Source organism: Xanthomonas sp. NCPPB 3218 (assembly GCF_056725185.1).
The window spans coordinates 231081-256430 of record NZ_CM161516.1 but is presented as its reverse complement, the minus strand read 5'-3'; the positions used below and the strand labels follow the sequence as shown (position 1 = coordinate 256430).

Genomic DNA, 25350 nt, shown 5'->3' with positions numbered 1-25350 from the left:
GCCAACCGCGAATCATGAGCAAGACCGAACACGGCGTGACCGCCATGGGTGTGATGGCGCTGGAATTGACGGGCGGCACCGCCCCCGAGCGCGGCGCCCTGGCGCCCGAGCAGGCTGGCATGCTGGCCGAACGCATCGGCCGCGACCTGGCGCAGTGGATCCCCGAAGTCCGCGAGCTCGAGCTCAGCGTGGCAATGGCGCACTTCGACCCGGCCGAAGTGCTGCGGCCGGGCTGGCCGTTGCATCGCCGGCTGGACGAGCTGCATGCGCGCGCGCCCGGGCGCGATCAGGGCCCGCGCGTGCTGGCGTTCGGCGCCGATGCGCAGGGCGAGATCCCCCTGCCCTTCCAGGCCGACGCACAGCTGACCGGCGGCGGCCTGCGCGTGCTGCCGTTCCTGCTGTCCGGCGATCCGCAGATTGTGGCGACGGTGGCCGATGCGATGGAAGAAGTGCTGCTGGCCCAGGGCATGGCGCAGGCCGATACCGCGCTGCTGGCGCAGGAAAGCTTCGGCGCACGCATCGAACACGCGCGGTATCTCACCGCGAACGATCTGGCGGCGATGATTTCGATGCAGTACGACAACCAGGGCCTGGCCCCGTTGTGGCCGCTGATCGAAGCCGCCCTGCTGGCGCCGCATACCGAAGAGTGGCTGGAACAGCCGCCCGAGCCGGTGCTGCGCTATGTCGAGGGCGAAGTGCGCATTGCGCTGTTCGACCCGGCCGGCTGGTGCGATTACTACGCGCACGACCGCGAGAATTGCGAACGCCTGCGCGGCGTCTACGAACAATTCCTCTCGCGTCAGCGACAGATGGCCGCAGTGCTGGAAGCGCATGGCCTGCCGGTACTGTATGTGCATGTGGAACCGGGCCAGGATCCGCGCCAGGCATTGGCCGCGTGAGCCAGACGCCGGCTTCCACAGCGCCGGCGTTGCAGGGCGTACTGGAAACCGGCGTGTATGTGGCCGACCTGGAGCGCGCATGCGCGTTCTATGCCCGCGTACTGGGACTGGCAGCTATGTATCGCGACACGCGCATGGCCGCGTACGCAATCGCACCCGGGCAGGTGTTGCTGCTGTTCCTGCAGGGCAGCACCGCCGCCACGGTCACGCTGCCGGGCGGCACGATTCCGCCGCACGATGGCAGCGGGCGCGCGCATTTCGCATTCGCCATCGCCACCGATGCGCTGGCTGGATGGGAGGCACATCTGCAGGCCTGCGACGTGCCCATCGAGGGCCGCACGCAGTGGCCGGGCGGTGGGCACAGCCTCTACTTCCGCGATCCGGATGCGCATCTGCTGGAGCTGGCGACGCCGGGGCTGTGGCCGAATTATTGAGTCGTTGATGACGCGGGGCTTGCGCAAGCGAACGACGTGGTCGCCTGTGCGGTGCGCCCGGTGTGAGGTGTATCGACATCAATGCGTACCGACAGGAAACATGCAGCGTGCGACATGCGGCGTACCAGATGCGCTGCGCGCCCGCGCCATGCATGACCGTATCGCTCTCCCACCGCAGTCCAAAAACCACAACGCCGCGGTAATCGATCACCGCAGCGTTTTGCCTGACTGCTGGCTTGTCTTGCTTACTTGGCTGCAGCTGGGGCGTTGTCGGTGGTGATCACACCGCAGGCCAGACGGCCGCCGGCGTTGCCGGTGGGCTGGGTTTTGTAGTCGTCCGCATCGGCATGCACGATCACCGCGTGGCCGGCGATATCGAACTGGTCGGCCTTGCCCAGATTGACGTTGCTCGACACCGGGCCATCGATGCTGGCATTGCCCTGCGCATCGGCCTTGATGTTGGGCATGTCGCCGCCGTGGTGCGGATCGGCACTGACGGCGCCGTGATCGGACTGGGCCGGGTTGAAGTGGCCGCCGGCGCTGCTGCCGTCCGGTGCGCTGCAATCGCCCTTTTCGTGGATATGGAAGCCGTGTTCGCTGTCGGGCTTGAGGCCACTGAGCTGGCCGGTGACGCGCAGCGCGCCGTCGACGATCTTGAAGCTCACCGTGCCTTTGACGTCACTACCCTTGGTCGGCTTGAGTTCGGCGGTGGCGGTGGTGGTGGCCGCCGCTTCGGTGACCATGGACGCGGCGTGCTCACCGCCATGCGCCGCTTCGGCCGCTGCGCCGGCCTGCGGTGCGGGTGCAGGATCGGCCGGAGCGGGTTCGTCGCGCTTGCACGCGGTCAGCACCAGCGCGGTGGCCAGGAACAACGTCGTTGGAAGAATGCGCATGAGAAAACTCCTGTAGAAAGGCCGCAGCTGCAGCCAGGGGTGCCCCGACTCAGGGCTGCGAAGGGGGTGTGCGCCACTGGGTGACGCGGATGACGCCGCAGGCCAGACGTGCGCCGGCATTGCCGCTGGGTTGGCTGCGATAGTCGTCGGCATCGGCATGCACCACCAGCGACTTGCCGACCACGTCGGTGGGCGCGGCATCGCCCAGGGTGATGCCGGCAACGATCATGTCCAGATGCGCGACACCTTCGGCATCGGCACGCAGATTGTCCATGTCGCCGGCGTGGTGGGGAGTGTTGCCGGCACGTCCGTGCGCCGCACCGGTCGGATTGAAATGCGCACCGGCACTGCTGGCGTCGGCGGCGCTGCAATCGCCGCGTTCGTGCACATGGAAACCGGCCACGCCGCCCGGGCGCAGACCACCGACCGTGCCGGTGATACGGATGGCTTGCAGCGCAGGGACCAGCACCACCCGACCGCTGACCAGGCTGCCCGATGCCGATGCCAGCGCCGCTTCGGCCTGCTGGACCGGACGCACGGGCACCACACGCGCCGCCGGGGGCGGTGGTGGCGGAGGCGGTGGCGTGCTGCTGCAGGCGGCAAGCGCCAGCGCGGTGAGGGCAACGATCGTGGACGACCGGTAACGCATCGAGCTGTTCTCCTGATCAGGCTGAAAACCTATGCGGGCGCATGTTCACATGTCATGAAATGCGTCGCTGGCAGCACAGGAGTTTACGGGGTTGGTGTGGATGGTCGGGCTGTTGGAGGTGCGGGTCGATGGGATGCGGGTTGTTGGGATGGTGTGCGGGGCGCCGAGTACACGTGTCTTGAGCTGCTTGGACGATGGCGTCGGAAGATGAAAGGCCGCAGTGACGTATCGATGGCACAGGGACGCGGCGGCGCGTCACTGATCAACGCTTGCCGCGGGTAGTGTCGGCAGCCTCAGCTCGATCGAGGCATCGTTGGGATAGATGCGCGTGCAGTAGCGCTTCCATCGGCACAGCGACCCTCACCCCACCCCCTCTCCCATGGGAGAGGGGCTTTAGCGCCAGATCAGCGACGTTTGCGGCCCGGGCCGAGTTTGCGGGTGACGGTGTTGCGGCCCAGACCCAATCGGGCGGCGGCTTCGGCACGGCGGCCCTGGGTGAGTTGCAGGGCGGCTTCGAGCAGGGTCTTGTCCAGGCGTTCGCGGGCTTCGGCATGCAGGCCCTGGGCGCCTTCGCTCAGGCGTTGCGCAGCCCAGCTGGAGAGCATCTCGTCCCATTGCCCGTCGCCGCGGCCGGCACGCTGGCGGCGGCCGCCGCGCGCCAGTGCCGATTCCACGTCCACCACGTCGATGATGTCGGCAGTGGCCAGGGCGGCCAGACGCCAGCAGACGTTTTCCAGCTCGCGCACGTTGCCGGGCCAATCGTATTGGCGGAGTTGTTCCAGCGCGGCCGAGGACAGCCGCTTGGGCAGCATGTCGAGCTTGCGCCCGGCCATGGCCAGGAAATTCTCGGCCAGCTGCGCGATATCGCCGCGGCGCTCGCGCAGCGGCGGCAATTGCAGGCGTACCACGTCCAGGCGATGCAACAGGTCGGCACGGAAGCGGCCTTGTTCGACCAGCGCCTCCAGGTCCTGGTGGGTGGCGGCGATCACGCGCACATCGACGCGGATCAACTCGCGCCCGCCGACGCGGAAGAATTCGTTCTCGGCCAGCACGCGCAGCAAACGGGTCTGCAGCGGCAGCGGCATGTCGCCGATTTCGTCCAGGAACAGCGTACCGCCGTCGGCCTGTTCGAAGCGGCCGATGTGGCGTTTGGTGGCGCCGGTGAAGGCGCCGGTTTCGTGGCCGAACAATTCGCTTTCCAGCAGTTCCGCGGGAATGGCGGCGGTGTTGAGTGCGACGAAGGGCTTGCGCGCGCGCGGCGATTCGTTATGCAGCGCGCGCGCCACCAGTTCCTTGCCGGTACCGGTCTCGCCGTTGATCAGCACCGACAGCGGTGCCTGCGCCAGCCGGCCGATCGCGCGGAACAGCGCCTGCATCGCCGGGGTGTCGCCGATCAGCGAGGCCGAGCCTTCTGCCAACGGTGTCCCGATGATCTCCTCGACACCGGCATCGGCATCCGGCAGCGCGCGTGCGGCCAAGGCCACCGCATCGTCCAGATCGAAGGGCTTGGACAGGAACTCGTGCGCGCCGCCGCGGAAGGCGCCGGCGGTACTGGCCACATCGGTGTAGGCCGACATCACGATCACCGGCAGTTGCGGGTGCCTGGACTTGAGCTTGTCGAGCAGGCTCAGGCCGTCTTCGCCGGGCATGCGCACGTCGGTGAACAGCAGATCCGGGGTGGGCCGCATGGCCAGCGCCTGCAGTGCGGCGGCGGCGCTCTCGAAGCCATCCACGGCGTAGCCGGCATCGCGCAAGGCGGTGGACAGCACGAAGCGGACCGAACGGTCGTCGTCGACCACCCAGATGTGGTGGGATGCGGCGGCGGCCTCAGCCATGCAGATGCTCCTTGTCGTGATCGCCGGCCAGCTCGGGCAACAGCAGGGTGAAAACGGTATGTCCCGGCCGCGAGCGGTAGGTCAGCGTGCCGTGGTGTTCGCGCGAGACCTGCTGGGCCAGCGCCAGGCCCAGGCCGCTGCCCTCGGCGCGGCCGCTGACCAGCGGCAGGAACAGGTGCTCGGCCAGTTCCTCCGGCACGCCGCCGCCGTCGTCGATGATCTCCAGCCGCAGCGACATCGCATGCACGCGGTCGCGGATGCGCTGGCCGTGCTCGACGCGGGTGCGCAGGGTCACCCGCGTGGCGCCGGCCTGGAACGCATTGCGCACCAGATTCCACACCGCCTGGGTCAGGCGGTCGCCGTCGCCGAGGATGTCGGGAATGCTGGGGTCGTAATCGCGCTGCACCTGCACCGACCAGCCGCCCTCGGCCTCGGCCAGGCGCAGCACACGCTCGAGCACGACGTGGATGTTGAGGCGGTCGTGCGGGCGCGCCGGCGTGGGCGAGAGCAGGCGTTCGAGCAGGGTATTGAGGCGTTCGATCTCGGTGCCGATCAACTCGATCAGCTCGCGCTCGTCCTCGTCGCGCCCGGCCGAGCGCCGCGCCAGCAACTGCGCCGCGCCCTTGAGCCCGGCCAGCGGATTGCGCAGTTCGTGCGCCAGGCCCTTGAGCGCGGCGCTCAAGGCATTGGGCAGCGCGTGGGTGGGATCCAGCGCGGGGAATTCGTCGACCGGATGGGTTTCCAGCAGCCAGCCGCCGTCGTCCAGCCGCGACAGCCAGCCTTCGGCAAAGCGCGGCGCGTCATTGGGCAGGCCCAATGCCAGCCGATGCAGGCGCAGCACGTCGCGCTCGTCGTTGAGCAGGAAACGGGCCAGCGCATCGCCCTGCACTTCCAGCGCGGCCAGCGGTTGATCGACCAGGCGCCGCGCACTGACCCCGAGCCAGCGCGCGAAGGCCGGATTGACGCCCAGCACGCGGCCCTCGCGGTCGGCCCAGGCCACCGGCGTGCCCAGGCTGTCCAGCGACGGGAGGATGGACGACATCAGCATTGCACCAATTTAGTGCAAGCACGATCGGCCTGCGCATATGGCGCGCAAAACGAAGCATGCAGGCAAGGCATCGGGGCCGGACGGCAGCAGGTCGCACCGATCCAGCGGACATCCGCGCCGACAGTCACAGGCGTGGGGCTGGTCATGCAAGCACCTCGGCAGTTGGTCCGCGCCCAGTGGGGCAACGGGGAAAACGGACCCGGCACGGCTGTCCCGGCCGGGTCGTTGCGCCACCCGCGGCAGCGTGGCCGCGGGTGTGCATGCTCAGGACTCGTATGCCGCTTCGCCGTGCGAGGTGATATCCAGGCCCTCGCGTTCGGCTTCTTCGGTGACGCGCAGGCCGAACACCAGCTTGGCGACCAGGAAGCCCACCACCGACACCACGCCGATCCACACCAGGGTGATGCCCACGCCCAGCGCCTGGATGCCGACCTGATGCACGATGTCGTAATCGCCGCCCTTCTGGCCGCCCAGCGAGGCCGCCGAGAACACGCCGGTCAGGATGGCGCCGATGATGCCGCCCAGGCCATGCACGCCGAACACGTCCAGGCTGTCGTCGGCGCCCAGCAGGCGCTTCAGGCCGGTGACGCCCCACACACACAGCACGCCGGCCGCCAGGCCGATGACGATCGCACCGAACGGACCCACCGTGCCGCAGGCCGGGGTGATGCCGACCAGGCCGGCGACCATACCCGAAGCCACACCCAGCGCCGACGACTTGCCCTTGATGATCTTCTCGGTCAGCGACCAGCCCAGGATGGCGGCCGCGGTGGCCAGCAAGGTGTTGAGGAAGGCCAGGGCCGCACCGGCATTGGCTTCCAGGTTGGAGCCGGCATTGAAGCCGAACCAGCCCACCCACAGCAGCGAGGCACCGACGAAGGTCAGGGTCACGTTGTGCGGCTTGATCGCCTCACGACCCAGGCCGGCGCGCTTGCCGACGAAGTAGGCGCCGACCAGGCCGGCGATACCGGCGTTGATGTGCACCACGGTGCCGCCGGCAAAATCCAGTGCGCCCAGGCCGAACAGGTATCCGCCGGTGGCCCAGACCATGTGCGCCAGCGGCAGGTAGCCGAAGGTGAACCAGATCACCGAGAACAGCAGCACCGCGGCGAACTTGGCGCGTTCGGCAAAGGCGCCGACGATCAGCGCACCGGTGATGCCGGCAAAGGTCGCCTGGAACGCCACGAACACGTATTCCGGCAGGCTCACGCCCTTGGTGAAGGTGGCTGCCAGCGTCTCGATGGTCACGCCCTTGAGCAGCGCCTTGTCCAGATTGCCGATCCACGGGCCTTCGCCGGAGAACGCCAGGCTGTAGCCGTACACCACCCACAGGATGGTCAGCAGCGAGAATACCACCGCGACCTGGATCAGCACCGACAGCACGTTCTTGGCGCGCACCATGCCGCCGTAGAACAACGCCAGGCCCGGCACCACCATCAGCAGCACCAGCAGCGTGGAGGTCAGCATCCAGGCGACATCGCCCTTCTCCACCACCGGCGCGGCTTCGGCGGCGGCCACCGGTGCGGCGGCCGGCTGCGCCGACGGCAGCGGTTCGGTGGTGACCGGTTCGGTCGGCAGCGGGGTGACCTGCGGGGTGGACTGCGCGTGCGCGCTGCCCATGCCGCCCACCACCAGCGCGCTGAACAGCATCAGCATGCAGACACTGTAGAACCGGGCTTTCCACCCGGCAAAAAGGGCTGTCTTCATAAGAACTCCGGGGGTGGGGGACTCAGAGCGCATCGGCGCCGATCTCGCCGGTGCGGATGCGCACGACTTGCTCGATCGCGGTCACGAAGATCTTGCCGTCGCCGATCTTGCCGGTGCCGGCGGCGTTCTGGATCGCCTCGACCACTGCGTCCAGCCGGTCGTCGGTCACCACCGTCTCGATCTTGATCTTGGGCAGGAAATCGACGACGTACTCGGCGCCGCGGTACAGCTCGGTGTGGCCTTTTTGGCGTCCGAAACCCTTGACCTCGGTCACGGTGATGCCCGACACGCCTGCTGCGGACAGGGCCTCGCGGACCTCGTCGAGCTTGAACGGCCGGATGATGGCGGTGATCAATTTCATGCGCATACCCCGAATGGTGGAAAAGACCGGCCGGCATTGCGCCGCCCGGCGGTGTCATTCACCTGGATGCCAACCCCGGCATCCGCGCGTTCGCGATTACGCAGACCTCGGCCGATGCAGATGCATCCGCCCCGTGGGAGAGGTCAGGCCCGCGCGTCGCGAACTGTGTGCTCTCTCAATGCCCCTTCACTCCCCGGCCGATGCCGTGGAGCGATCAAACATGTGCGGCGATGGCGGAGGTGGGAGGGGGGGCCTCCGCCATCACCGCGGTGGAACTCAGTTGCCGTAGTACAGCTGGTACTCCAATGGGTGGGTCGCAGCACGGAACTTGGTGACTTCCTGCATCTTCAGCGCGATGTAACCGTCGATGAAGTCGTCGCTCATTACGCCGCCGGCCTTGAGGAACTCGCGGTCCTTGTCCAGCGCTTCCAGCGCCTGATCCAGGCTGGAGCAGACCTGCGGGATCAGCTTCTCTTCTTCCGGCGGCAGGTCGTACAGGTCCTTGTCGCTCGGCGCGCCCGGGTCGATCTGGTTCTTGATGCCGTCCAGGCCGGCCATCATCAGCGCGGTGAAGGTCAGGTAGCCGGACTGCAACGGATCGGGGAAGCGCATCTCGATGCGGCGCGCCTTCGGGTTGGTGACCCACGGAATGCGGCACGAGGCCGAGCGGTTGCGGGCCGAATAGGCCAGCATCACCGGCGCCTCGAAGCCCGGGACCAGACGCTTGTAGCTGTTGGTGCCGGAGTTGGAGAAGGCGTTGATCGCACGTGCGTGCTTGAAGATGCCGCCGATGTACCACAGCGCCATCTGCGACAGGCCGCCGTAGCCGTCACCGGAGAACAGGTTGACGCCGCCCTTGGTCAGCGACTGGTGCACGTGCATGCCCGAGCCGTTGTCGCCCACGATGGGCTTGGGCATGAAGGTCGCGGTCTTGCCGTTGCGGTAGGCGACGTTCTTGATGATGTACTTCATCGTCAGCAGTTCGTCGGCCTTCTGCACCAGCGAGCTGAACTTGGTGCCGATCTCGCACTGGCCGGCGGTGGCCACTTCGTGGTGGTGCACCTCGGTCTCGATGCCGACCTGTTCCAGCGTCTTGATCATTTCCGCGCGCAGGTCGTGCAGCGTGTCGGTCGGCGGGACCGGGAAGTAGCCGCCCTTCACGCCCGGACGGTAGCCGCTGTTGCCGCCGTCGTACTTGGCGCCGGTGTTCCAGGCAGCCTCTTCCGAGCCGACCTGGAAGAAGGTGTGGCCCATGTCGTTGGCAAAGCGCACCGAATCGAAGATGAAGAATTCCGGCTCCGGGCCGAAGAACGCCTGGTCGGCGGTGCCGGAGGACTTCAAGTAGGCCTCGGCACGCTTGGCGATGCCGCGCGGGTCGCGCTCATAGCTCTGCATGGTGGCCGGATCGAGGATGTCGCAGGTCAGCACGATGGTCGGATCGGCGAAGAACGGATCCAGATACGCAGTGCCGGCGTCCGGGAGCAGGACCATGTCCGACTCGTTGATGCCCTTCCAACCCGCGATCGAGCTGCCGTCGAACATCTTGCCTTCTTCGAACAGCGCCGGCTCGATGATGTTGGCCGGGAAGGTGATGTGCTGCTGTACACCACGCATATCGACGAAGCGCAGGTCGACAAACTCGACCTTGTTGTCCTTGATCAGCTTTTCAACATTTTCCACGGACATCGGAAGAAACCTCTGCAGGAGTTAAGTGGCTCGTGAGCGGAACTACAGCAGGGACCATGCCAAGCGCCGGATCTTCACAAGTCCTTGATTTTGCTTGCATCGCTTGAGGCCGCTCACGTCTAACTAGCACCTTTCAGGTGCTAAGCAATCGCATGGTGCACCGATATGGTGCATGCCGCAATGCACTATCCTGACGCCTCCCCCATCCCCTCTCCAGTCCGATGTCCGATCTGATTTCCGCCCTGCTGTTGGGCATTCTCGAAGGCCTCACCGAATTCCTGCCGATCTCCAGCACCGGCCACCTGCTGATCGCCGAACAATGGCTCGGACGCCGTTCTGACTTCTTCAACATCGTCATCCAGGCTGGCGCGATCCTGGCGATCTGCCTGGCGCTGCGGCAGAAGCTGTGGACCCTGGCCACCGGCCTGGGCCAGCGCGACAACCGCGACTACGTGCTCAAGATCGGCGTGGCCTTCCTGGTTACCGCAGTGGTCGGGCTGATCGTGCGCAAGGCCGGCTGGCAGCTGCCGGAAACCGTGCAGCCGGTGGCCTGGGCGTTGCTGATCGGCGGGCTGTGGATGCTGGTGGCCGAGCACTTTGCCGGCAAATTGCCCGAGCGCGATGTGGTGACCTGGAAAGTGGCCATCGCGGTCGGTCTGGCGCAGGTGGTGGCCGGTGTGTTCCCCGGCACCTCGCGCTCGGCCTCGGCGATCTTCCTGGCCATGCTGCTGGGCCTGAGCAAGCGCTCGGCGGCGGCGGATTTCGTGTTCATGGTGGGCATCCCGACCATGTTCGCGGCCAGCGGGTATGCCCTGCTGGAGATGTACAAGGAAGGCGGCTTCGGCAGCGAGAACTGGGCCGATGTGGCGGTGGCCTTCGTGGCGGCGACCATCACCGGCTTTGTGGTGGTGAAGTGGCTGCTGGGCTACATCAAGAAGCACCGCTTCACGGTGTTTGCGGTCTACCGCATCGTGCTGGGCGCGGCCCTGCTGCTGTGGCTGCCGGCGCTGGCCTGAGACGGCCACGCGGTCGCGTGTCGTGCCAGCTGAGCCGGCGCGGCATGCGAGGCACATGGCCGGGCAGTGACTTGCGTCATTGCCCCGGCCGCGCGGTGGCGGTATCACTGACATATCGATCACCGGGAGCCGCCGCATGCGTGCCGTGTTGTTTGCCCCTGCACTGCTGGCAGCGGGCGTGACGGCCTGCGGGTCGAGCGCGCCGCCGCAGGCGCCCGGATCCAGCGCCGACGCTGCCGCCGCCGAGCCGGCCGCGACCAGCTCGATTGCCGCCGACAACGCGCCACTGCAGGCCGCTTTGCGGGCGCAACACTGGCAGCTGCAGCAGGCCAGCGATGCGCACGGCACCGCCTTGGGTAGCCTGTTCGTCGCCGGCACACCGCCCTTGCAGCTGGATTTCAGCGATCACCGCATCCAGGTCAGCCAGACCTGCAACGCATTGGGCGCCGATTACAGCGTGGCGCAGGCGCATTTGCAGGTCGGCCGGGTGGTGTCGAGCAAACGCCTGTGTGCGCAACCGCGGCGGATGGCCCAGGAGCGCGCTGCCAGCGAGTTGCTGTCCGGCCGCTTCGCGGTGGCGCTGAACACCGCGCAGACCTCGCCACAGCTGACCCTGACCCGCAGCGACGGCACCCGGCTGGTGTTCGGCGGTGTCGCCACGGCCGACACCCGCTACGGTGGACCCGGCCAGACGCTGCTGATCGAAGTGGCGGCCGACACCGTGGCATGCGGGTCCGACCCGGCGCGCCAATGCCTGCAACTGCGCGAGCAGGATGCGGCAGGGCAGCCGGTCACCCAGACCTGGCAAGTCTTCGAGGGCAAGATCGAAGGCTTCGAGCACGAGGCCGGCATCCGCACCCTGCTGCGGGTCACCCGCTACCCGGCCGCCGCAGGCACGGACGGCGCGCCGGTGTACGTGCTCGAGCAGATGATCGAAGCCAACGGTTGACCCGGTGTGGCGGCGATCGGCGATTGACGCAGCACGCACCAAGGTCGCCGTTGGCCACAACCGGCCCCGCGCCGACCTGACCGGTGGCGCAGGACCGTTCGTTGCCGTCAGCGCAGCGCCGGATTCAGCGTGTAGGTGCCATGCAACGCCGCCTCGGCCAGCACGTGGCCCTGGATCGCCGCCAGCACATCGGCTGCGGTGAAGGTCTCGGGCAGGCTGAGCTGCGCCACGTCCAGCGCAAACACGCGGAAGAAATAGCGGTGCACACGCAGGTCGTTGAACGGCGGGTACGGGCCGTCGTAGCCCAGATAATTGCCGGCCATGTCGGCATTGCCGGCAAACCATTCGGTATACGAATTCAGGCCCTGGCGCGCACCGGCGGGGCCGGCCGGCTGCTGCTTGCCCTTGGGCACGAAACCGTCGCTGCAGCTGCCTGCGGCGATCTCATGCACGTCGGCGGGGATGTCGGCCATCGCCCAATGCACAAAATCGGTGCGTGGCTGATCGACCGGAATCTGCACATCGTCGCGGCCCACGGTTTCCGGCACGGTCGGCACATCCGGGTCCAGGCACAGCAGCGCGAACGAGCGCGTGCCGGGCGGCACCTCGCTCCAGGCCAGATGCGGGTTGCGGTTGGGCGCAAAGCCCTCGGGCGTTCCGGCGGCAAATTCCACCGCGATGGGCTTGCCGTTTTCGATGCTGTTGCTGGTCAGGCGCATGCAGGGGTCTCCGAGGCAATGAGGCCGACCAGGGTGCCTGGGTCCGCGCCGCAGAGGAAGTCACCGCCATGGAACCCTCTGGTGCGCCCGGCCGGGTTTATCGCGGCCGGTTCACCACGCCAGCGAACGCGGTGGCCGCGTGACCGTGCGTCTGCAGCGTGGACGCTGCGATGTGCGCGTGCCACGTCCCGCGCCGTCCGCGTGCGCTTGGTAGGGAGCGCCATATTCAGTCAGTGCTTGGCGCTGGCCAATCTGCATTGATCCGTAGGAGCGGACCTGGCCGCGACGGGGCGGTATCGGTAGCGACGCATCGTCGGTAACGCCTCATCGCGGCCGGGTCCGCTCCTACCGGGCAGTACAAGCTGCGCCGCCGGTGGCTGCCGCGCCGGCCGGGCTACCAGGCAATGAGCGCCACATTCGGTTGCTGACCAATCTGCATCGACCCGTAGGAGCGGCCCTGGCCACGACGGTGCCGACCGGTGACGCTGCATCGTCGGTGGCCGCGTTCATCGGTAACGCCTCTTCGCGGCCGGGGCCGCTCCTACCGGGCAGCCGCCGAAGGCATGCCGCGCCGGGCACAGGCCGCGCCTGCCGGGCAGTGAGCGCCACATTCGGTTGCTGACCAATCTGCACCCACCGTAGGAGCGGACCTGGCCGCGACGGGACATACCGGTAACGCTGCATCGTCGGTAGCCGTTCATCGGTAACGCCTCTTCGCGGCCGGGGCCGCTCCTACGGGGTGGCGCGGGCTGCGCCGCCGAAGGCCGCCCTGGGCGCCGGCCGCGCTCACCTGGCAGTGAGCGCGGCCGTGCTGAGCGGTGCTCAGTCCTGCGGGTAACCGAAGCGCACCGCGATCAGCGTGAGCAGATCGAATTGCGCGCCCAACACAGTGCGGTAGTTGCGCCAGCGACCCGCGGCCAGGCGGGCCGGGCCGCGCGGTTCGACCAGCGGAAAGCGCAGGCCGAACGCCTGTTCCAGCGCGGTGGAAATGCCTTGCGGGTCGCTCTCGATGCCGTCCAGGCGGATGATCCGGTGCGGATACAGATCGCGCTCGTGCAGCACGGCGAGCTGTTCCAGCGCCGTCAACAGCCAGTCGGCGGCCTGCTGTGGCGATTGCACGGCCAGCGGTGCCGGCGCGCCGGCCGACAGCCAATCCAGCAGCATGTCGCGCGGGTCGCGCAGCGCGATCGCCAGCCGGCCTTCGGGCAGGTGCGGGCGCAGCGCGGTCAGCAAGGTGTTGTCCCACCACAGCAGCCAGTCGATGACGTTGCCGTCGTCGATACCGCGCCGCGGCAGCTGCGCCTTCCAGCCCTCCACCAGCGCCATCGGCGCCAGCTCGCCGGACGCCAGCTGCTCGACAGTGCGGTAGCTCTGCAGCGCATCGGACGGCGGCGTGCTGCCATAACGGTCGTCGCGCACCAGCGGGGTGGCCGCCCCCATCACCGCGACCAGGCGTTCGACATGCGAGCCGGGCGTGCCCCAGACGAACAGCGGCCGTGCCGTCACGCTCTCGGGAATGGTCCCCAGCTCCGGCCATTGCATCGGCTGCTTGGCGGCCAGCGGCGGCAACGGCAGGCGGTGCTGGGCCTGTTCGCGCTGGAACTGCATCCAGGTCGCCACGGCCGCCTCGGGCTGGCCGGCGCGGTCCTGCACATTGCCCAGCCACGGCCGCAGCACGGTCTGCTGTGGCTCGGGCAGCGAGTCGATCAGCGATTGCACGCAGGCGATCGCCGCCGGCGGGTCGCGCTCCAGCAGCGCCTCGACGATGCGCTGCTCGCCGCTGAGGCGGCCCGGCTCCACCGCCACGATCTGGCGCGCCACCATTTCCGCCTGTTCGGCATGGCCCTGCATGTCGTGCACGCGCATCAGCGCTTCCAGTGCCGGCAGATGCTCGGGCATGGCCAGCAGCCAGCGCTCGATCACCGCCTGCGCCTGCGGCCCGCCGACCGGCTCCACCGCCAGCCGCGCCAGCCACAGGTCGTGCGCATTGGCCGAGGTGGCCAGCGCCGCGTCCAGGGTGTCGCGCGCATCGTCCACCGCGCCCAGCCGCTCCCAGGCGGTCAGCAAGGCATGCAAGGTGCGGCGGTCGGCCGGCCAGTGCGCCAGCGCCAGGCGCAGGTGCGCGGCGGCCTGGTCGGGGCGGCCGGCCTGCAATTCCATCTCGCCGGCGAGCCGGCGCATGGACGGGAGATCGCCGCCGGGCTGGGCGAACACGCCCTGCATCGCGGCCAGCGCATCGTCCAGGCGGCCCTGGCGCTGGGCCAGCTGGGCGATGAAGGCACGCAGCGCGGTGCCGGGCGGATTGAGCTCGACCACGCGCTCGAAGGCGCGCTCGGCAAACGCGAAATGCTCCTTCTGCAGATACGCAAAGCCCAGCGCGAACATCACCCGCGGGTCGTCGGGCAGTTGCTCGGCGGCGCGGGTCAGCAGCGACAGCGCGCGCTCGCCCTGGCCGCGGCGCAGTTCCACCACGCCATCGACGGCCAGCAACTGCGGGTGCTCGGGCGCCAGACGCGCGGCGGTGCGGCTCAGCCGCTGCGCCTCGTCCAGATCGCCGCGCGCCACCGCCAGATGCGCCTGCATCACGTAGGCGTTGAACTGGTTTGGGTCGAGCGCGGTGGTGCGCGACAACGCGTCGTCCGCCGCCGACAGCTCGCGCATCGCCAACAGCAGGCCGGCGCGCAGCAGATGCAGATCGGCATCTTCCGGCGTCAGCGTCAGCGCGGTTTCGATGCTGGCCAGCGCCAGCGCCGGTTGACCCTGCTGCTGCAGGGCCAGGCCCAGCCAGCGATGCGTTGCGGCGTTTTCGGGCGCGCTGAGGACCCACTCGCGGGCCAGCGCCACCGCATCGTCGGCCGCGTTGCGGCGCAGGGCTTGAAGAATGGCGTCTTGCATGGCGGAGGGCGTGTCCAGGACAAACGCCTATTGTAACGATGCGCGGGGTGGCGCCGACCTACACCTGCGCCGCCAGCCGCTCGGCCACCCAGCGTTCGGCGAAACCATCGCCGCGGGCATTTTCCAGAAAGCCGCAGTGGCCGCCCCAGCGCGCGATTTCCAGCTGCGCATGCACCGGCAGCTGCCAGGCGGCGAAATCCTCGAACGGAATGACCGGGTCGTCCTCGGCCATCAGGATGTCCACCGGCACCTGCAGGCCGGCCAGGCGCTCGCCGGCGATCGAATAACTGTCGAAATACGCTTCCAGCGAGCCATGCCCGGTGTGCTGCTCGGCCAGCCAGGCCATCAACCCGCGCATGTCCAGCGCCAGCGTGGCGTCGTCGTAGCCGTGCTGATCGGGGAACAGCTTGCGCTTGCGCAGCAGCGACTCGCGCCATTTGCGGCGGAAATACCAATCGTAGAACTGCGGGCCCTTCTCCAGCTGCAGCATCGTCGCCGCCGGATCCAGCAACGGGCACACCGCCGCCACGCGCGCCAGCGGCAGCCCGGCCGCCGGTGCCCGCAGCGCCAGCCGCAACGCGAAATTGCCGCCCAGCGAATAGCCCGCCGCCAGCAACTGCGGCGCGGGAAACCGCCGCCACAGATCGCCCGCCGCATTGACCACTTCCTCGATGCGATCGGAGTGGAACAGGTCCACGTTGAGGTGGTGCGTGCCGCCGTGGTCACGGAAATTCAGCCGGAACACCTGATAGCCCAGGCCGAGCAGGCGCGCGGCGGTCAGCCGCATGTAATTGGACTCGGCACTGCCCTCCCAGCCGTGCAGCAGCAGCACCGTGCCGCGCACCGGGGCATCGCCGGGCGGGATGCTCATCCAGCCCTGCAGGCGCACGCCGTCGCCGCCGTCGAGAATGTGTTCGCTGGTGACCGCGCCGCTGGCGGCCAGCAACTGGCGGCTACGGAGCCGGCGCAAGGCGCTGCTGCCCAGCACCGATTGCACATGCGGATTGCGCAGCCAGCGCGGCGGCAGATAGTCGGAGGCGTTCATGCGCTCATCGGGCCAGACAAGGGGGTGCAGGCCGCAGGGGTGATGAGCGCTTGCATCGTCGGCTCAGGACTCCATTGCCGCAATGATGCGTTGCCGCGAGGTATCGGCCAGGCGGCGGCGTCCTTCGATATCCAGCGCGCGGATCGGCTCGAGAAAATGCACCTCGGCCAGCCGCGACGGCTCACCGAGCAGACGCACGATATTGGCGAAGAAACTCTCGCGCTCGCCGAACGCCACCACTGCCTGCGCATTGCCGCGCTCGCCGTAGCGCAGTGCCACCGGCTGCACCGGCACGCCGGCCTCGACCGCGGCCTGGAAGATGCGTGCGTGGAACGGGCCGACTTCGGTACCGCCACGGGTGCGGCCTTCGGGGAACACGCCCACCGGCTTGCCGCTGCGCAGGCGCAGCAGCATTTCCTGCAGCACCCCGCCCAGCGATTCGGTATTGCCGCGCTGATGGAAGATGGTCTGGCCCTTGGTCGCCAGCCAGCCGACCAGTGGCCAGCCGGCGATCTCGCGCTTGGCCACAAAGCCCATCACGCGCTGGCTGTGCAGCATCGAGATGTCGACCCAGCTGACGTGGTTGGCCACGAACAGGGTCGCGCCCGGCAGCGGGGTGCCGAAGCGCCGCAGGCGGAAGCCGAAGATGCGCATCAGGTTGCCCTGCCACCAACGGATCATCAGCTCGTCCAGGGTGTCGTCGCGCCCGGTGCGGATGCGCGCCAGCGGCGGCGCCACCACGCACAGCATGGTGATCGGCAGGCAGATGCTCAGATGCATCAGCAACAACGGCACCCGATACAGGTACCGGAACCAACGCAGCACGCTGCCAGCGTCGCGCGTGGCGTCCAGGGATGACTCGCTCATTGACGGAACCGGACCGGTACCAGGGGAAGGAAGCGCAACTATTGTGACAGCAGCGTGGCCTGCGCGCAGTGCCCGCCGCGGGTGGCGCTGTTCCACCCATGCACTTGCACGGCGTACTCAGCCATTGCTGCGCGGGACCACGGCCAGGGTCAGCCGCGAGACGCAGACGCGCTTGCCGGCCGGATTTTCGATGGTGATGTCCCAGACCTGGGTGCTGCGCCCCACATGCACCGCACGCGCGGTGCCGGTGACCAAGCCATCGGTGGCGGCGCGCAGGTGATTGGCATTGATCTCCAGCCCGACGCAGATCTGGGTGGTCATGTCCACGCACAGGTTGCCGGCGCTGCTGCCCAGGGTTTCGGCCAGCACCACCGACGCACCGCCGTGCAGCAGGCCGTATGGCTGCTTGGTGCGCGCATCCACCGGCATGGTGGCGCTCAGCCAGTCGTCGCCGGCGGCGGTGAACACGATGCCCAGATGTTCGATCAAGGTGTCACGGCTGGAGGCGTTGAGGGCGGCCAGGTCGACGGGTTCGCGGAAGGTCATAGGCTGGGGATTGGGGATTGGGGGGAATCGGGAATCGGGAATCGGGAATCGGGAATCGGGAATCGGGACAGCATCTGCGGCGCTGGGATCTGATGCAACTGCCTTTGGCTGGCGCTACGAGCCGGGCCGCGATGGTGACTTCGGCGGATGGCGGTGTGTGGCGCGCCGCCCATTTCCCTACCGCAGCGCACCGCGCCATTGCAGCGGTGCGTCACTCCACGATGCACCGGTTGCCACGCGCCGTCTCGATGCCGGCCACGGGCCAGCACCGCTGCGATCAGAGGATCGGCACCAATCCCGCACCGAAGGCGGTCAGCATCCGCACCAGCAGCCACTTCGGGCCGACGTTGACCTCGGGGAAATCGCCTACCGCCACATAGCACTGCCGGAACTGGGGGTCCTGGCGCTTGAGCGGGAACGGGCAACCCGGCCCCGGCTGGAACTCGTAATTGGTGGCATAGCGCCAGGGCCAGAAATCCAGCACCGGCAAGGCTTCGGACACCTTGCCCACGCTGTAGTTCAATCCGCTCAGCACCGGCGGCTTTTCGCGCGGGGCCACTGTCCAGGCGTTTTCCGGCGCCATGTCGCGCTCGATGCTGGCCGCCAGCGCCTGCGCAAAGCGCGCATCGTCGATCACCACCGCCGCTTCGGTGTTGTAGTTCTCGCTGCGCGGATCGAAGTTGTGCGTGCCGATCACGCCGATGCGGCGGTCCACCACCAACGACTTGGCATGCAGGCCCATGCGCGCACCGGCACGGGTCACCGGCAGCGGCTTGTTGACCGCGCGCGTGCCCAGGAACGAGGGCCGTGTCTCGGTGCGCAGCACGCGCCGATCGACCTCGCTGCCGCCGGGCGCACGGCCTGCGCCACCCCCGCTGCCGCGGATCGCAGTGCCGGCCGTGCCACCGCCACCGCCACCACTGCCACGCATGGCGTTGCCGGCCGCACTGCCGCCGATCACCCGGTTGACCCGACCATCGTCTTCGGCCGGCTCGGCCGCCGCAGGGTTGAGCGGATCGGGCACCAGGTTGGCGTACTCCACCGGCGCGTTCAGCGGGAACGGCTTGAACTCGTAGACGTTGAAGCCCAGCTCGCGCATGTTGCGGCGTTTGAACTTGTACGACAGCGCATACACGATCGGGTTGTCGGTGGCGGCCAGGCTATTGGTCGACACCACGATCCGCGGCGGCTGTGGGCGCTGGCGCAATGCGCGGAAGATCGCCTGCGCCTCGTCGGACAGCACCAGATACGGCGTCTGCAGCAGCACTTCCTGCTGCGCGCCGGCAATCAGGCCGTCCAGCTCGGGCGCGGTGGACACCGCCTTGGCGGCGTGCTCCTTGCGATGCTTCTGCGGCAGATCGGCCACGTACAGCACGCGCTGCACCGGCATGGCCGGGGTCACGAACGCATCGCGCACGAACTGCGGATCGCGCGCCTCCTGATCGACCCGCTCCACCCGATCGGGGCGGCGGAACGTGGCCGGCGGCATCTTGGGCGCGCCCTGCTCCAGCAGCAGGCGCCCGACATCGTTCAGACGCTCGGCCGGCACGCTGCGGCGCGCGCGCCAGAACGCATCGAAATTGGCGGCCATCGCGCGTACTTCTGGTCCGGCCAGGATCACGTCGCGGTCGCGGAAGTTGTACTCGCTGTCCCAGTCGTAATAGTCGTCCTGGTAATTGCGGCCGCCGACCACGCCGAGCACGTCGTCCACCACCAGCAGCTTGTTGTGCATGCGCTGGTTGAAGCGACGGAAACAGCACACCACGCTGCCGGCATAGTCGAAGTAATTGAGTTTGACCTTGCCGAAGGTCGGGTTGTAGATGCGCAGCTGCAGGTTTTCGTGGGTGCTGGCCAGCGCACCGAGAATCTGCAGATCGGCGATCGCCGAAAGCTGATCGATCAGGATGCGCACCTTGACCCCGCGCTGCGCCGCATCGGTCAGCGCATCCAGCACCATCCGCGCGCTGTCGTCCTTGTCGAAGATGTAGGTCTGCAGGTCGATGCTGCGGGTGGCGCTGCGGATCAGGTTGAGCCGCGCCACCAGCGATTCTTCACCGTGATCGACGATGGTGGCGTAATGCCGCGGCGCGGCCGGCGTGGAGGCGGTGATCGCCTCGCCACCCAGCGCGCGTAGCGGCGAGAGCTGGGCACAACGATTGGCCTGCGTGCAGCTGACCACGGTGCTGCGGGCAGCGGCCGCCACCCCGGCGGCACGGTTGCGTTCGATTTGCGACAGGCCGGCGCATCCGGTGCCGAGCAACAGCGTTGCCAGCACAAGCACCCTCAACAGGAACCTCACGGGCGCCGCGCCTCCTGCAACCGCCCACGCAGAATGAACGTCACCCTGTCGCCCAGGGCCATCTGCCACGCATTCATTCCGTAACGTCCACGCAGGACCGTACCTCGACTGATTACATCGCAATCATAGCCCGGCCGCGCGCATTCAGCCGGCACCACGTGCAGGGTCTCGATGTGGGTGATTCCGCGAATGGTCAGGTTGCCGGTGATGTCGCCGCCCTTCTTCACCACCTCCGCGGTATAGGGAAACGACTCGAATTCCACCACCGGATACTGCGCGACGTCGAAAAAATCCTCGCCGCGCATCCACGCCGTGTAGCGGTCCTTGCCGGGAATTTCCACCTGCGTGGCGTCCAGACGGAAGCGCACCTGCTGGCGCCCGTCAGGCAATTCCGCCAATTCACCCCGAAAGCGCGGGAAGAACCCCTCGATCTTCATGCCGAAGCGCGTCCTGATCTCGAACCCGAAGCGCGATTGCACTGGATCGATGGAATGCAGCTTCTGCTGCGCCATGCAGGGAAGAGCGACCCAGAGCGCGAGCCAGGCAAACCAGCGCAGCGACGATGACACGGATCAAGGCCACCAGAAGGCGGTCAGGCGGGCGATGCCCGGTTCGATGGCCGCATCCAGCGGCAGTGCCAGCAGGGCGATCGCGGCGGTCGGCATGCCGCGGTAGTCGCCGGTCTGGCCGCTGTGCATCAAGGCGGCCAGCCGTTCCAGGCCCGGGTTGTGGCCGACCAGCAGCAGGCGCTCGGCATCGCGGTGTTCGTCCACCAGGCTGGCCAGGGTGCCCGGCGTGGCGTCGTAGATCCGCTCGTCCAGGCGTTGTTCGATGTAGCCGGTGAGTTCCAGCACCGCTTCCAGCGTCTCGCGCGCACGTCGCGCCGGCGAGCACAGCACGCGGTCGGGCACCAAGCGCTGCTCGCGCAGCCAGCGGCCGGCAGATTCGGCCTCGGCGATGCCGTGCGGGGACAGCGGGCGATCCAGATCGGCCTGGCCGGTATCGGCCGGCTCGGCGTGGGCGTGTCGAAGCAGTATCAGTTCGCGCATGAAAACACTCCGGTCTAGGACTTCTTGAGCCACTTGAACAGCGGCTCCCAGTCCTGTTGATGGTCGCGCACCTGCGCCGAGCGGTAATCGAACAGGCTGCGCCCCAACCCGGCCATCACCACATAGGCCTGGGTGTCGCGCAGCTGGGTTACCAGGGGATAGGGCCAGGCGCCGATCATCTCGGCAGCTTGCTGCGAGGTCTGGGTCCAGGGACGGGCGCGGTTGAGCACCAGGCCCACCGGCAATTTTCGCTGATGCACGCGCGGCACCTTGGCCAGCGTGTTGAGGAAGCCGACCACCGCTTCGATATCCAGCGCCGAGGACAATACCGGCACCACGATGGCATCGACGTGGTCGAGGAAGCCGCTCAGGTCGTCGGCCATCGCACCGGCCGGAGCATCGATGACCAGCTGGTCGGTGCCGTCGGGCACCGCGGCCTGCCAGTTGCGCCGGCGGGTGGCGTCGATCGGCAATACCGCACTTTCCAGGCTGGCGCGACGCTGCGCCCAGCGCGTGGACGAGCCTTGCGGATCGGCGTCCGCCAGCACGGTGCGCTGGCCCTGCAAGGCCGCATGGGCGGCCAGATTGGTGGCGATCGTGGTCTTGCCGACGCCGCCTTTGGAGCCGGCCACCAGGACTGTCTTCATGCACGCCTCGCTTCCGGGAGCAAGCCGGCAGCGTACACCGCGACGAAGTGAGGAAGTAGTCGAAAGGCGTTAAACGTGAACCGGCGATCGCTCTCGCACTGCAGCATCGTCCGCTGGCGAATGGCCGAGGCGACATGCGCCGGCCAAGCGGATCAGCGGGTCTGGTGGCCCGGTGCGCCCGGCTGCCAACCCGCTGGCGGCTGCACTGCAAGGCCTTGACGCTGTAACCGCGCACGCAACGCCGGCACTTCGCCCTGCGTCAGGACGGCCTCCAGCTTGTCGGACATGCCATCGACGCCGGACGCGCGGAGCTGCTCCTGCTGCTGTAGCCACTGCAGTTCCCGCACCCGCGCCTGCCAGCGCGTGGCATCGGCGCCGCTGCTCAGTGCCGCCATGCCTCTGCTGCCGATCAGGGCGGTGGCCAAGGTGGACTCGTCATTGGCCACGTTGTTCAGCACGGACATGCACTCGTCGCGTAACGCGGCCGTGACACCGGTGGGGCTGCAGCGCCGCATCAGATCGCCCAGCGCGGGAAGTGCATGTGCAGACCAGGCACCCATCACGAACATCGCCGCCATGTCTGCGCCCGTGGAAGGCATGCCTTGCGCGTCGAGTTGCGCGCGCAGGCTGACCGAGGCCAGCGATGGCCATTGCACGCTGTCGTAGCTGGCATGCAGGGCCTTGCCGAATGCCAGCGCACCGCTGTCGAAATGATCGGACTGCACGGCCGCCTGCCAGGCGCGCTCGGCAGCCGCCTGGTCGCCGCGGCGCTGCGCAGCCGTATAGGCACGCAGATGCACACTGGCGTTGCCGGCATCGGTCTGCTCCAGGAACGCCAGCGCAGCGCCTGGGTCACAGCGCAACGCAGGTGCGCAACCGGCGGATTCCATGCGCGCTACCAACGGGTCGCGCGGCCGCGCGTCCAGGGCACGCTGCAGCCAGACGCGCTGGATGGGGGCATAGCCTCCGTCTGCGGCCGACGCCGCGTCGTCCTCGGCATCGACCCACAACAGACCGGCCAGATACAGCTGCCTGGGCTCGCCGCTGGCCGCCATGCTGCGCAGGCGTGCCTGCATGGTCTGGCCGACCTGACGCGCCCATTGATCCACCAGCGGATCGTTGGCCGCAGCCGCTGTGCTCGCAGGCGCTGCCGCCATTGCCGAATGTGCCGCGCAGACGCTGCCAAGCCATAGCAACGCCGTGGTGATCAAGCGATATCCCTGCATGTGTTGCTCCTATCCGTATGGGCGCGCAGTGTTGCGGGCCAGCATTTCATACGGACCAGGCCCTATCAAGCCACCAGGCGCGCCAACAACCAGGCCCATGCAGGCAGGGTCAGCAGCGACAGCAGGATGCTGTAGCCGACCATCGCTGCGGCCAGGCGCGGCGCCAGCCGATGCGAGATGGCCAGCGCGGCGGCGGTGATCATGGTGGGCATGGCCGATTCGAGCACGTTGGTCTGCAGCATCGCGCCATGCAGGCCGAGCGCCAACGACAACGGCAACGCCAGGATCGGCATCACTGCCAACTTGAAGGCCAGGCCCACGGCCAAGGGTTTGAGTTCGTCCGCAGGCAGGCGCAACTGCAGCGAAAAGCCCACCGCCAGCATCACCAGCGGCAGCATCGCGTCGGCCAGGCTCTTCAAGCCCGCGCCAATCCAGGTCGGCGGCTGTTCCGGCATCATCGTCAATGCAAACAGCAATGCCCATAGCGGCGGGAAGCGCAGCACGCGTAACAGGATCAGCTTTGCGGTCGGCGGAGTGTCGCCGCTGTAGCGGGCCAGCACATACAGCCCGAACGTCGATAACAGCACAAATGTGCCGAACTGGTCGTAGACCACCGCATACGGCAGGGCGTGATCGCCGATCAACGCGCGCACCATCGGAAAGCCGATGAAGCTGGAGTTGGTGAACACCACGCACATCAGCAACGCGGCGTATTCCTCGCGCTTGAACCGGAACAGGCGGCTGCAGCCCCACAGCAGCGGCACGATGATTGCGGTCAGCAGCCACGGCGTGGCGATCACTCCACCCAGCGAGGCATCCAGGTGCAACCGCGGCACATAGGTGAGCACCGAGGCTGGCAGGCAGATGTACAGCACGATGCGATTGAGTACATCGGCGCTGTTGTCCGGCAGCACCCGCAAGCGCGCGAACAGCAGGCCGAGCCCCAACATCGCCAGAATCAACGCAAATGCATCCACTGCCATGGCGTGGTCAGGTCCGTGGGAAAGCAGCAATCAGCATCGCATAGTGAGCGTCGTGCCTGGATCGGCGTCCGTCTGGATCGGCGAGCGTGCCCACGTGTGGCCGCAGATCGTTCGCTCAACGCCTGGCGACAGGCATGTCGAGGCTTGCCGCTTCTAGGATCCGGCCCATCACTATCGAACAACGCGAATCCGCACTGCACTTGAGCATGCGCACCGACCACCTCGACGGGTCATTGCCCGCCCACCGTCGCGGGACCTTACGCGGCATGGATGCCGCGTAAGAGCCTACACGGACGTACTTGCGGCGTGTCCTGCGATGGTGGGCGGGCAAGGGCCCTGCAACCCAGCCGCAGATCAACCGCTCTACGATTGAGCTATCGCACGGGCGACTGCTTCAAAAGACCGACCATCTCCACAGGTCCTTGCCCGCTCACCGTCGCGGGACCTTACGCGGCATGGATGCCGCGTAAGAGCCTACAAGGACGTACTTGCGGCGTGTCCCGCGATGGTGGGCGGGCAAGGGCCCTGCAGCCAAACCGCAGATCAACCGCTCTACGATTGAGCTATCGCACGGACGACTGCCTCAAAAGACCGACCATCTCGACCAGTCCTTGCCCGCCCACCGTCGCGGGACCTTACGCGGCATGGATGCCGCGTAAGAGCCTACACGGACGTACTTGCGGCGTGTCCCGCGATGGTGGGCGGGCAAGGGCCCTGCAACAAAGCCGCAGATCATCCGCTCTACAACTGATCCATCAGCGCTGACCAATCCTTCCAAGCACGACACCCAAAGCAATGACTTGGAGCGTGGCCGCATTGCCCGCTGGCGCCGGCCGCAAAACGCCGTGCGACGTGATGTACAGCAGCGCGCTACGGGGCTTTCTGCAGCGCGCCCGCCGCCGAGTTACGGAAACGCCGGCGGGTTCGCCTGCCATGCCGCAAAGACCTCGGCCAGGCTGGCGCGTTCGGCCTCGCGCCAATCCGGCAGCAAGGTGGCGTAGCTGGCGGTGCTGCTCCAGCGATCCGGCCAGGTGCGCACTGCGGCGGCATACCACTCGACCGCTTCCTGCTTACGCCCGCTGCGCCATAGCGCCAGCGCCGCAGTCGTCGGCAACCAGGCCGGCGCGGCCGGGCGGCCGTTGGCCAGGCTGGCCCACTGCTGCAAGGCCTTGTCGGGCTGGTCGGCGCGCAACAGATCCCAGCCGTAGTTCCAGGTGATGGCACGGTATTGCTGGCTGCCGTTGGAGACCAGCCCCAGGGCACCCTGGTAGAGCTCGTCGCCCAACTGCGTGCGTCCCCCGGCATAGGCCAGCGAGGCCAGTTGCGCGCGCGGCTCGGCCGCGCGGGCGTCACGCTGCACCATCGCCGCCAGGCGGTCGACCACCGCATCGCCCTGCCCCTGTACCGCGACCACGGCCTTGGTGGTGCCGCGATCTTCGTCGAAATAGAACTCCTTGGGCTTGGGCAGGTTCTGCGCCTGCGCCATCGACCACACGCCCCCGAGCAAGGCCAACATCGTGGCCCATGCGTATTTCCTTTTCACTGGCTTTATCCCCTGACAGCAAACGACCCTTCCCGTCCCCATCGTAACCGCAGC

The 25350-nt window shown here is 67.8% G+C and carries 23 protein-coding genes; 4 read left to right on the top strand and 19 right to left on the bottom strand.

The window, feature by feature from the left end:
* Positions 1–14: 14 nt before the first annotated feature.
* Positions 15–899 carry a hypothetical protein gene (locus AC1PLS_RS01085; RefSeq protein WP_054592039.1) on the top strand — a complete coding sequence of 295 codons (885 nt, stop codon included), beginning with the start codon at positions 15–17 and terminating at the stop codon, positions 897–899.
* Positions 896–1333, top strand: a complete 438-nt coding sequence (locus tag AC1PLS_RS01080) for a VOC family protein (RefSeq protein ID WP_102250754.1) — start codon at positions 896–898, stop codon at positions 1331–1333. The genes AC1PLS_RS01085 and AC1PLS_RS01080 overlap by 4 nt, the downstream gene beginning before the upstream one ends.
* 245 nt (positions 1334–1578) lie before the next feature.
* Here the strand turns inward: AC1PLS_RS01080 and AC1PLS_RS01075 are convergent, their stop codons facing one another.
* From AC1PLS_RS01075 to glnA, 7 genes are all read right to left on the bottom strand, one after another.
* Positions 1579–2226 (bottom strand): superoxide dismutase family protein, encoded by a 648-nt coding sequence (locus AC1PLS_RS01075; RefSeq protein ID WP_024940497.1) that lies wholly within the window; start codon positions 2224–2226, stop codon positions 1579–1581.
* Between the two features lie 49 nt (positions 2227–2275).
* Positions 2276–2875, bottom strand: a complete 600-nt coding sequence (locus AC1PLS_RS01070; RefSeq protein ID WP_481104100.1) for a superoxide dismutase family protein — start codon at positions 2873–2875, stop codon at positions 2276–2278.
* 404 nt (positions 2876–3279) lie between these two features.
* Positions 3280–4710, bottom strand: coding sequence for a nitrogen regulation protein NR(I) (gene ntrC, locus AC1PLS_RS01065; RefSeq protein ID WP_016903408.1), 1431 nt, complete (start codon positions 4708–4710; stop codon positions 3280–3282).
* Positions 4703–5758, bottom strand: coding sequence for a two-component system sensor histidine kinase NtrB (locus tag AC1PLS_RS01060; RefSeq protein ID WP_016903409.1), 1056 nt, complete (start codon positions 5756–5758; stop codon positions 4703–4705). Before AC1PLS_RS01060 ends, ntrC begins: the two co-directional genes overlap by 8 nt.
* Before the next feature lie 264 nt (positions 5759–6022).
* The gene (locus AC1PLS_RS01055) at positions 6023–7465 is read right to left on the bottom strand and encodes an ammonium transporter (RefSeq protein WP_161961129.1); all 1443 of its coding nucleotides are present in this window, start codon (positions 7463–7465) and stop codon (positions 6023–6025) included.
* Between the two features lie 22 nt (positions 7466–7487).
* On the bottom strand, positions 7488–7826 hold the full coding sequence (locus AC1PLS_RS01050; RefSeq protein WP_002808480.1) for a P-II family nitrogen regulator: 339 nt from the start codon (positions 7824–7826) through the stop codon (positions 7488–7490).
* Between the two features lie 276 nt (positions 7827–8102).
* Complete coding sequence (gene glnA / locus AC1PLS_RS01045) at positions 8103–9512, bottom strand: type I glutamate--ammonia ligase (RefSeq protein WP_016903411.1); 1410 nt, start codon at positions 9510–9512, stop codon at positions 8103–8105.
* 221 nt (positions 9513–9733) lie between these two features.
* Between glnA and AC1PLS_RS01040 the strand changes: the two genes are divergently transcribed.
* Both AC1PLS_RS01040 and AC1PLS_RS01035 read left to right on the top strand, forming a co-directional pair.
* Entirely contained in the window at positions 9734–10528 is a 795-nt protein-coding gene (locus tag AC1PLS_RS01040) for an undecaprenyl-diphosphate phosphatase (RefSeq protein WP_016903412.1), read from the top strand.
* A 136-nt stretch (positions 10529–10664) separates the two neighbouring features.
* The gene (locus AC1PLS_RS01035; RefSeq protein WP_104574463.1) at positions 10665–11477 is read left to right on the top strand and encodes an META domain-containing protein; all 813 of its coding nucleotides are present in this window, start codon (positions 10665–10667) and stop codon (positions 11475–11477) included.
* A 107-nt stretch (positions 11478–11584) separates the two neighbouring features.
* On the opposite strand, the gene AC1PLS_RS01030 is transcribed toward AC1PLS_RS01035, so the two are convergent.
* The 12 genes from AC1PLS_RS01030 to AC1PLS_RS00975 all read right to left on the bottom strand — a co-directional run bounded on the left by AC1PLS_RS01030 (position 11585) and on the right by AC1PLS_RS00975 (position 25296).
* The gene (locus AC1PLS_RS01030) at positions 11585–12196 is read right to left on the bottom strand and encodes a YbhB/YbcL family Raf kinase inhibitor-like protein (protein ID WP_005912167.1); all 612 of its coding nucleotides are present in this window, start codon (positions 12194–12196) and stop codon (positions 11585–11587) included.
* Between the two features lie 822 nt (positions 12197–13018).
* Positions 13019–15091 (bottom strand): tetratricopeptide repeat protein, encoded by a 2073-nt coding sequence (locus tag AC1PLS_RS01025; RefSeq protein ID WP_481104099.1) that lies wholly within the window; start codon positions 15089–15091, stop codon positions 13019–13021.
* Positions 15092–15149: 58 nt separating this feature from the next.
* Entirely contained in the window at positions 15150–16136 is a 987-nt protein-coding gene (locus AC1PLS_RS01020) for a YheT family hydrolase (protein ID WP_481104098.1), read from the bottom strand.
* A 63-nt stretch (positions 16137–16199) separates the two neighbouring features.
* On the bottom strand, positions 16200–17099 hold the full coding sequence (locus tag AC1PLS_RS01015) for a lysophospholipid acyltransferase family protein (protein ID WP_181126434.1): 900 nt from the start codon (positions 17097–17099) through the stop codon (positions 16200–16202).
* Between the two features lie 21 nt (positions 17100–17120).
* Complete coding sequence (locus tag AC1PLS_RS01010) at positions 17121–17549, bottom strand: hotdog fold thioesterase (protein ID WP_024939490.1); 429 nt, start codon at positions 17547–17549, stop codon at positions 17121–17123.
* A gap of 277 nt (positions 17550–17826) precedes the next feature.
* A complete protein-coding gene (locus tag AC1PLS_RS01005) occupies positions 17827–19848 on the bottom strand; it encodes a phospholipase D family protein (RefSeq protein WP_026064751.1) in 2022 nt (673 codons plus the stop codon).
* Positions 19845–20417, bottom strand: a complete 573-nt coding sequence (locus tag AC1PLS_RS01000) for a YceI family protein (protein ID WP_024939492.1) — start codon at positions 20415–20417, stop codon at positions 19845–19847. The genes AC1PLS_RS01005 and AC1PLS_RS01000 overlap by 4 nt, the downstream gene beginning before the upstream one ends.
* 3 nt (positions 20418–20420) lie before the next feature.
* Positions 20421–20897, bottom strand: coding sequence for a SixA phosphatase family protein (locus AC1PLS_RS00995; protein WP_016904234.1), 477 nt, complete (start codon positions 20895–20897; stop codon positions 20421–20423).
* Between the two features lie 14 nt (positions 20898–20911).
* Positions 20912–21544, bottom strand: coding sequence for a ParA family protein (locus AC1PLS_RS00990; protein WP_016904235.1), 633 nt, complete (start codon positions 21542–21544; stop codon positions 20912–20914).
* Between the two features lie 152 nt (positions 21545–21696).
* The gene (locus tag AC1PLS_RS00985; RefSeq protein ID WP_481104097.1) at positions 21697–22770 is read right to left on the bottom strand and encodes a hypothetical protein; all 1074 of its coding nucleotides are present in this window, start codon (positions 22768–22770) and stop codon (positions 21697–21699) included.
* 65 nt (positions 22771–22835) lie between these two features.
* A complete protein-coding gene (locus AC1PLS_RS00980; RefSeq protein ID WP_104563830.1) occupies positions 22836–23753 on the bottom strand; it encodes an AEC family transporter in 918 nt (305 codons plus the stop codon).
* Between the two features lie 904 nt (positions 23754–24657).
* Positions 24658–25296: a tetratricopeptide repeat protein gene (locus AC1PLS_RS00975; protein WP_481104096.1), complete on the bottom strand. Its 639-nt coding sequence runs from the start codon at positions 25294–25296 to the stop codon at positions 24658–24660.
* Between the last annotated feature and the right edge of the window lie 54 nt (positions 25297–25350).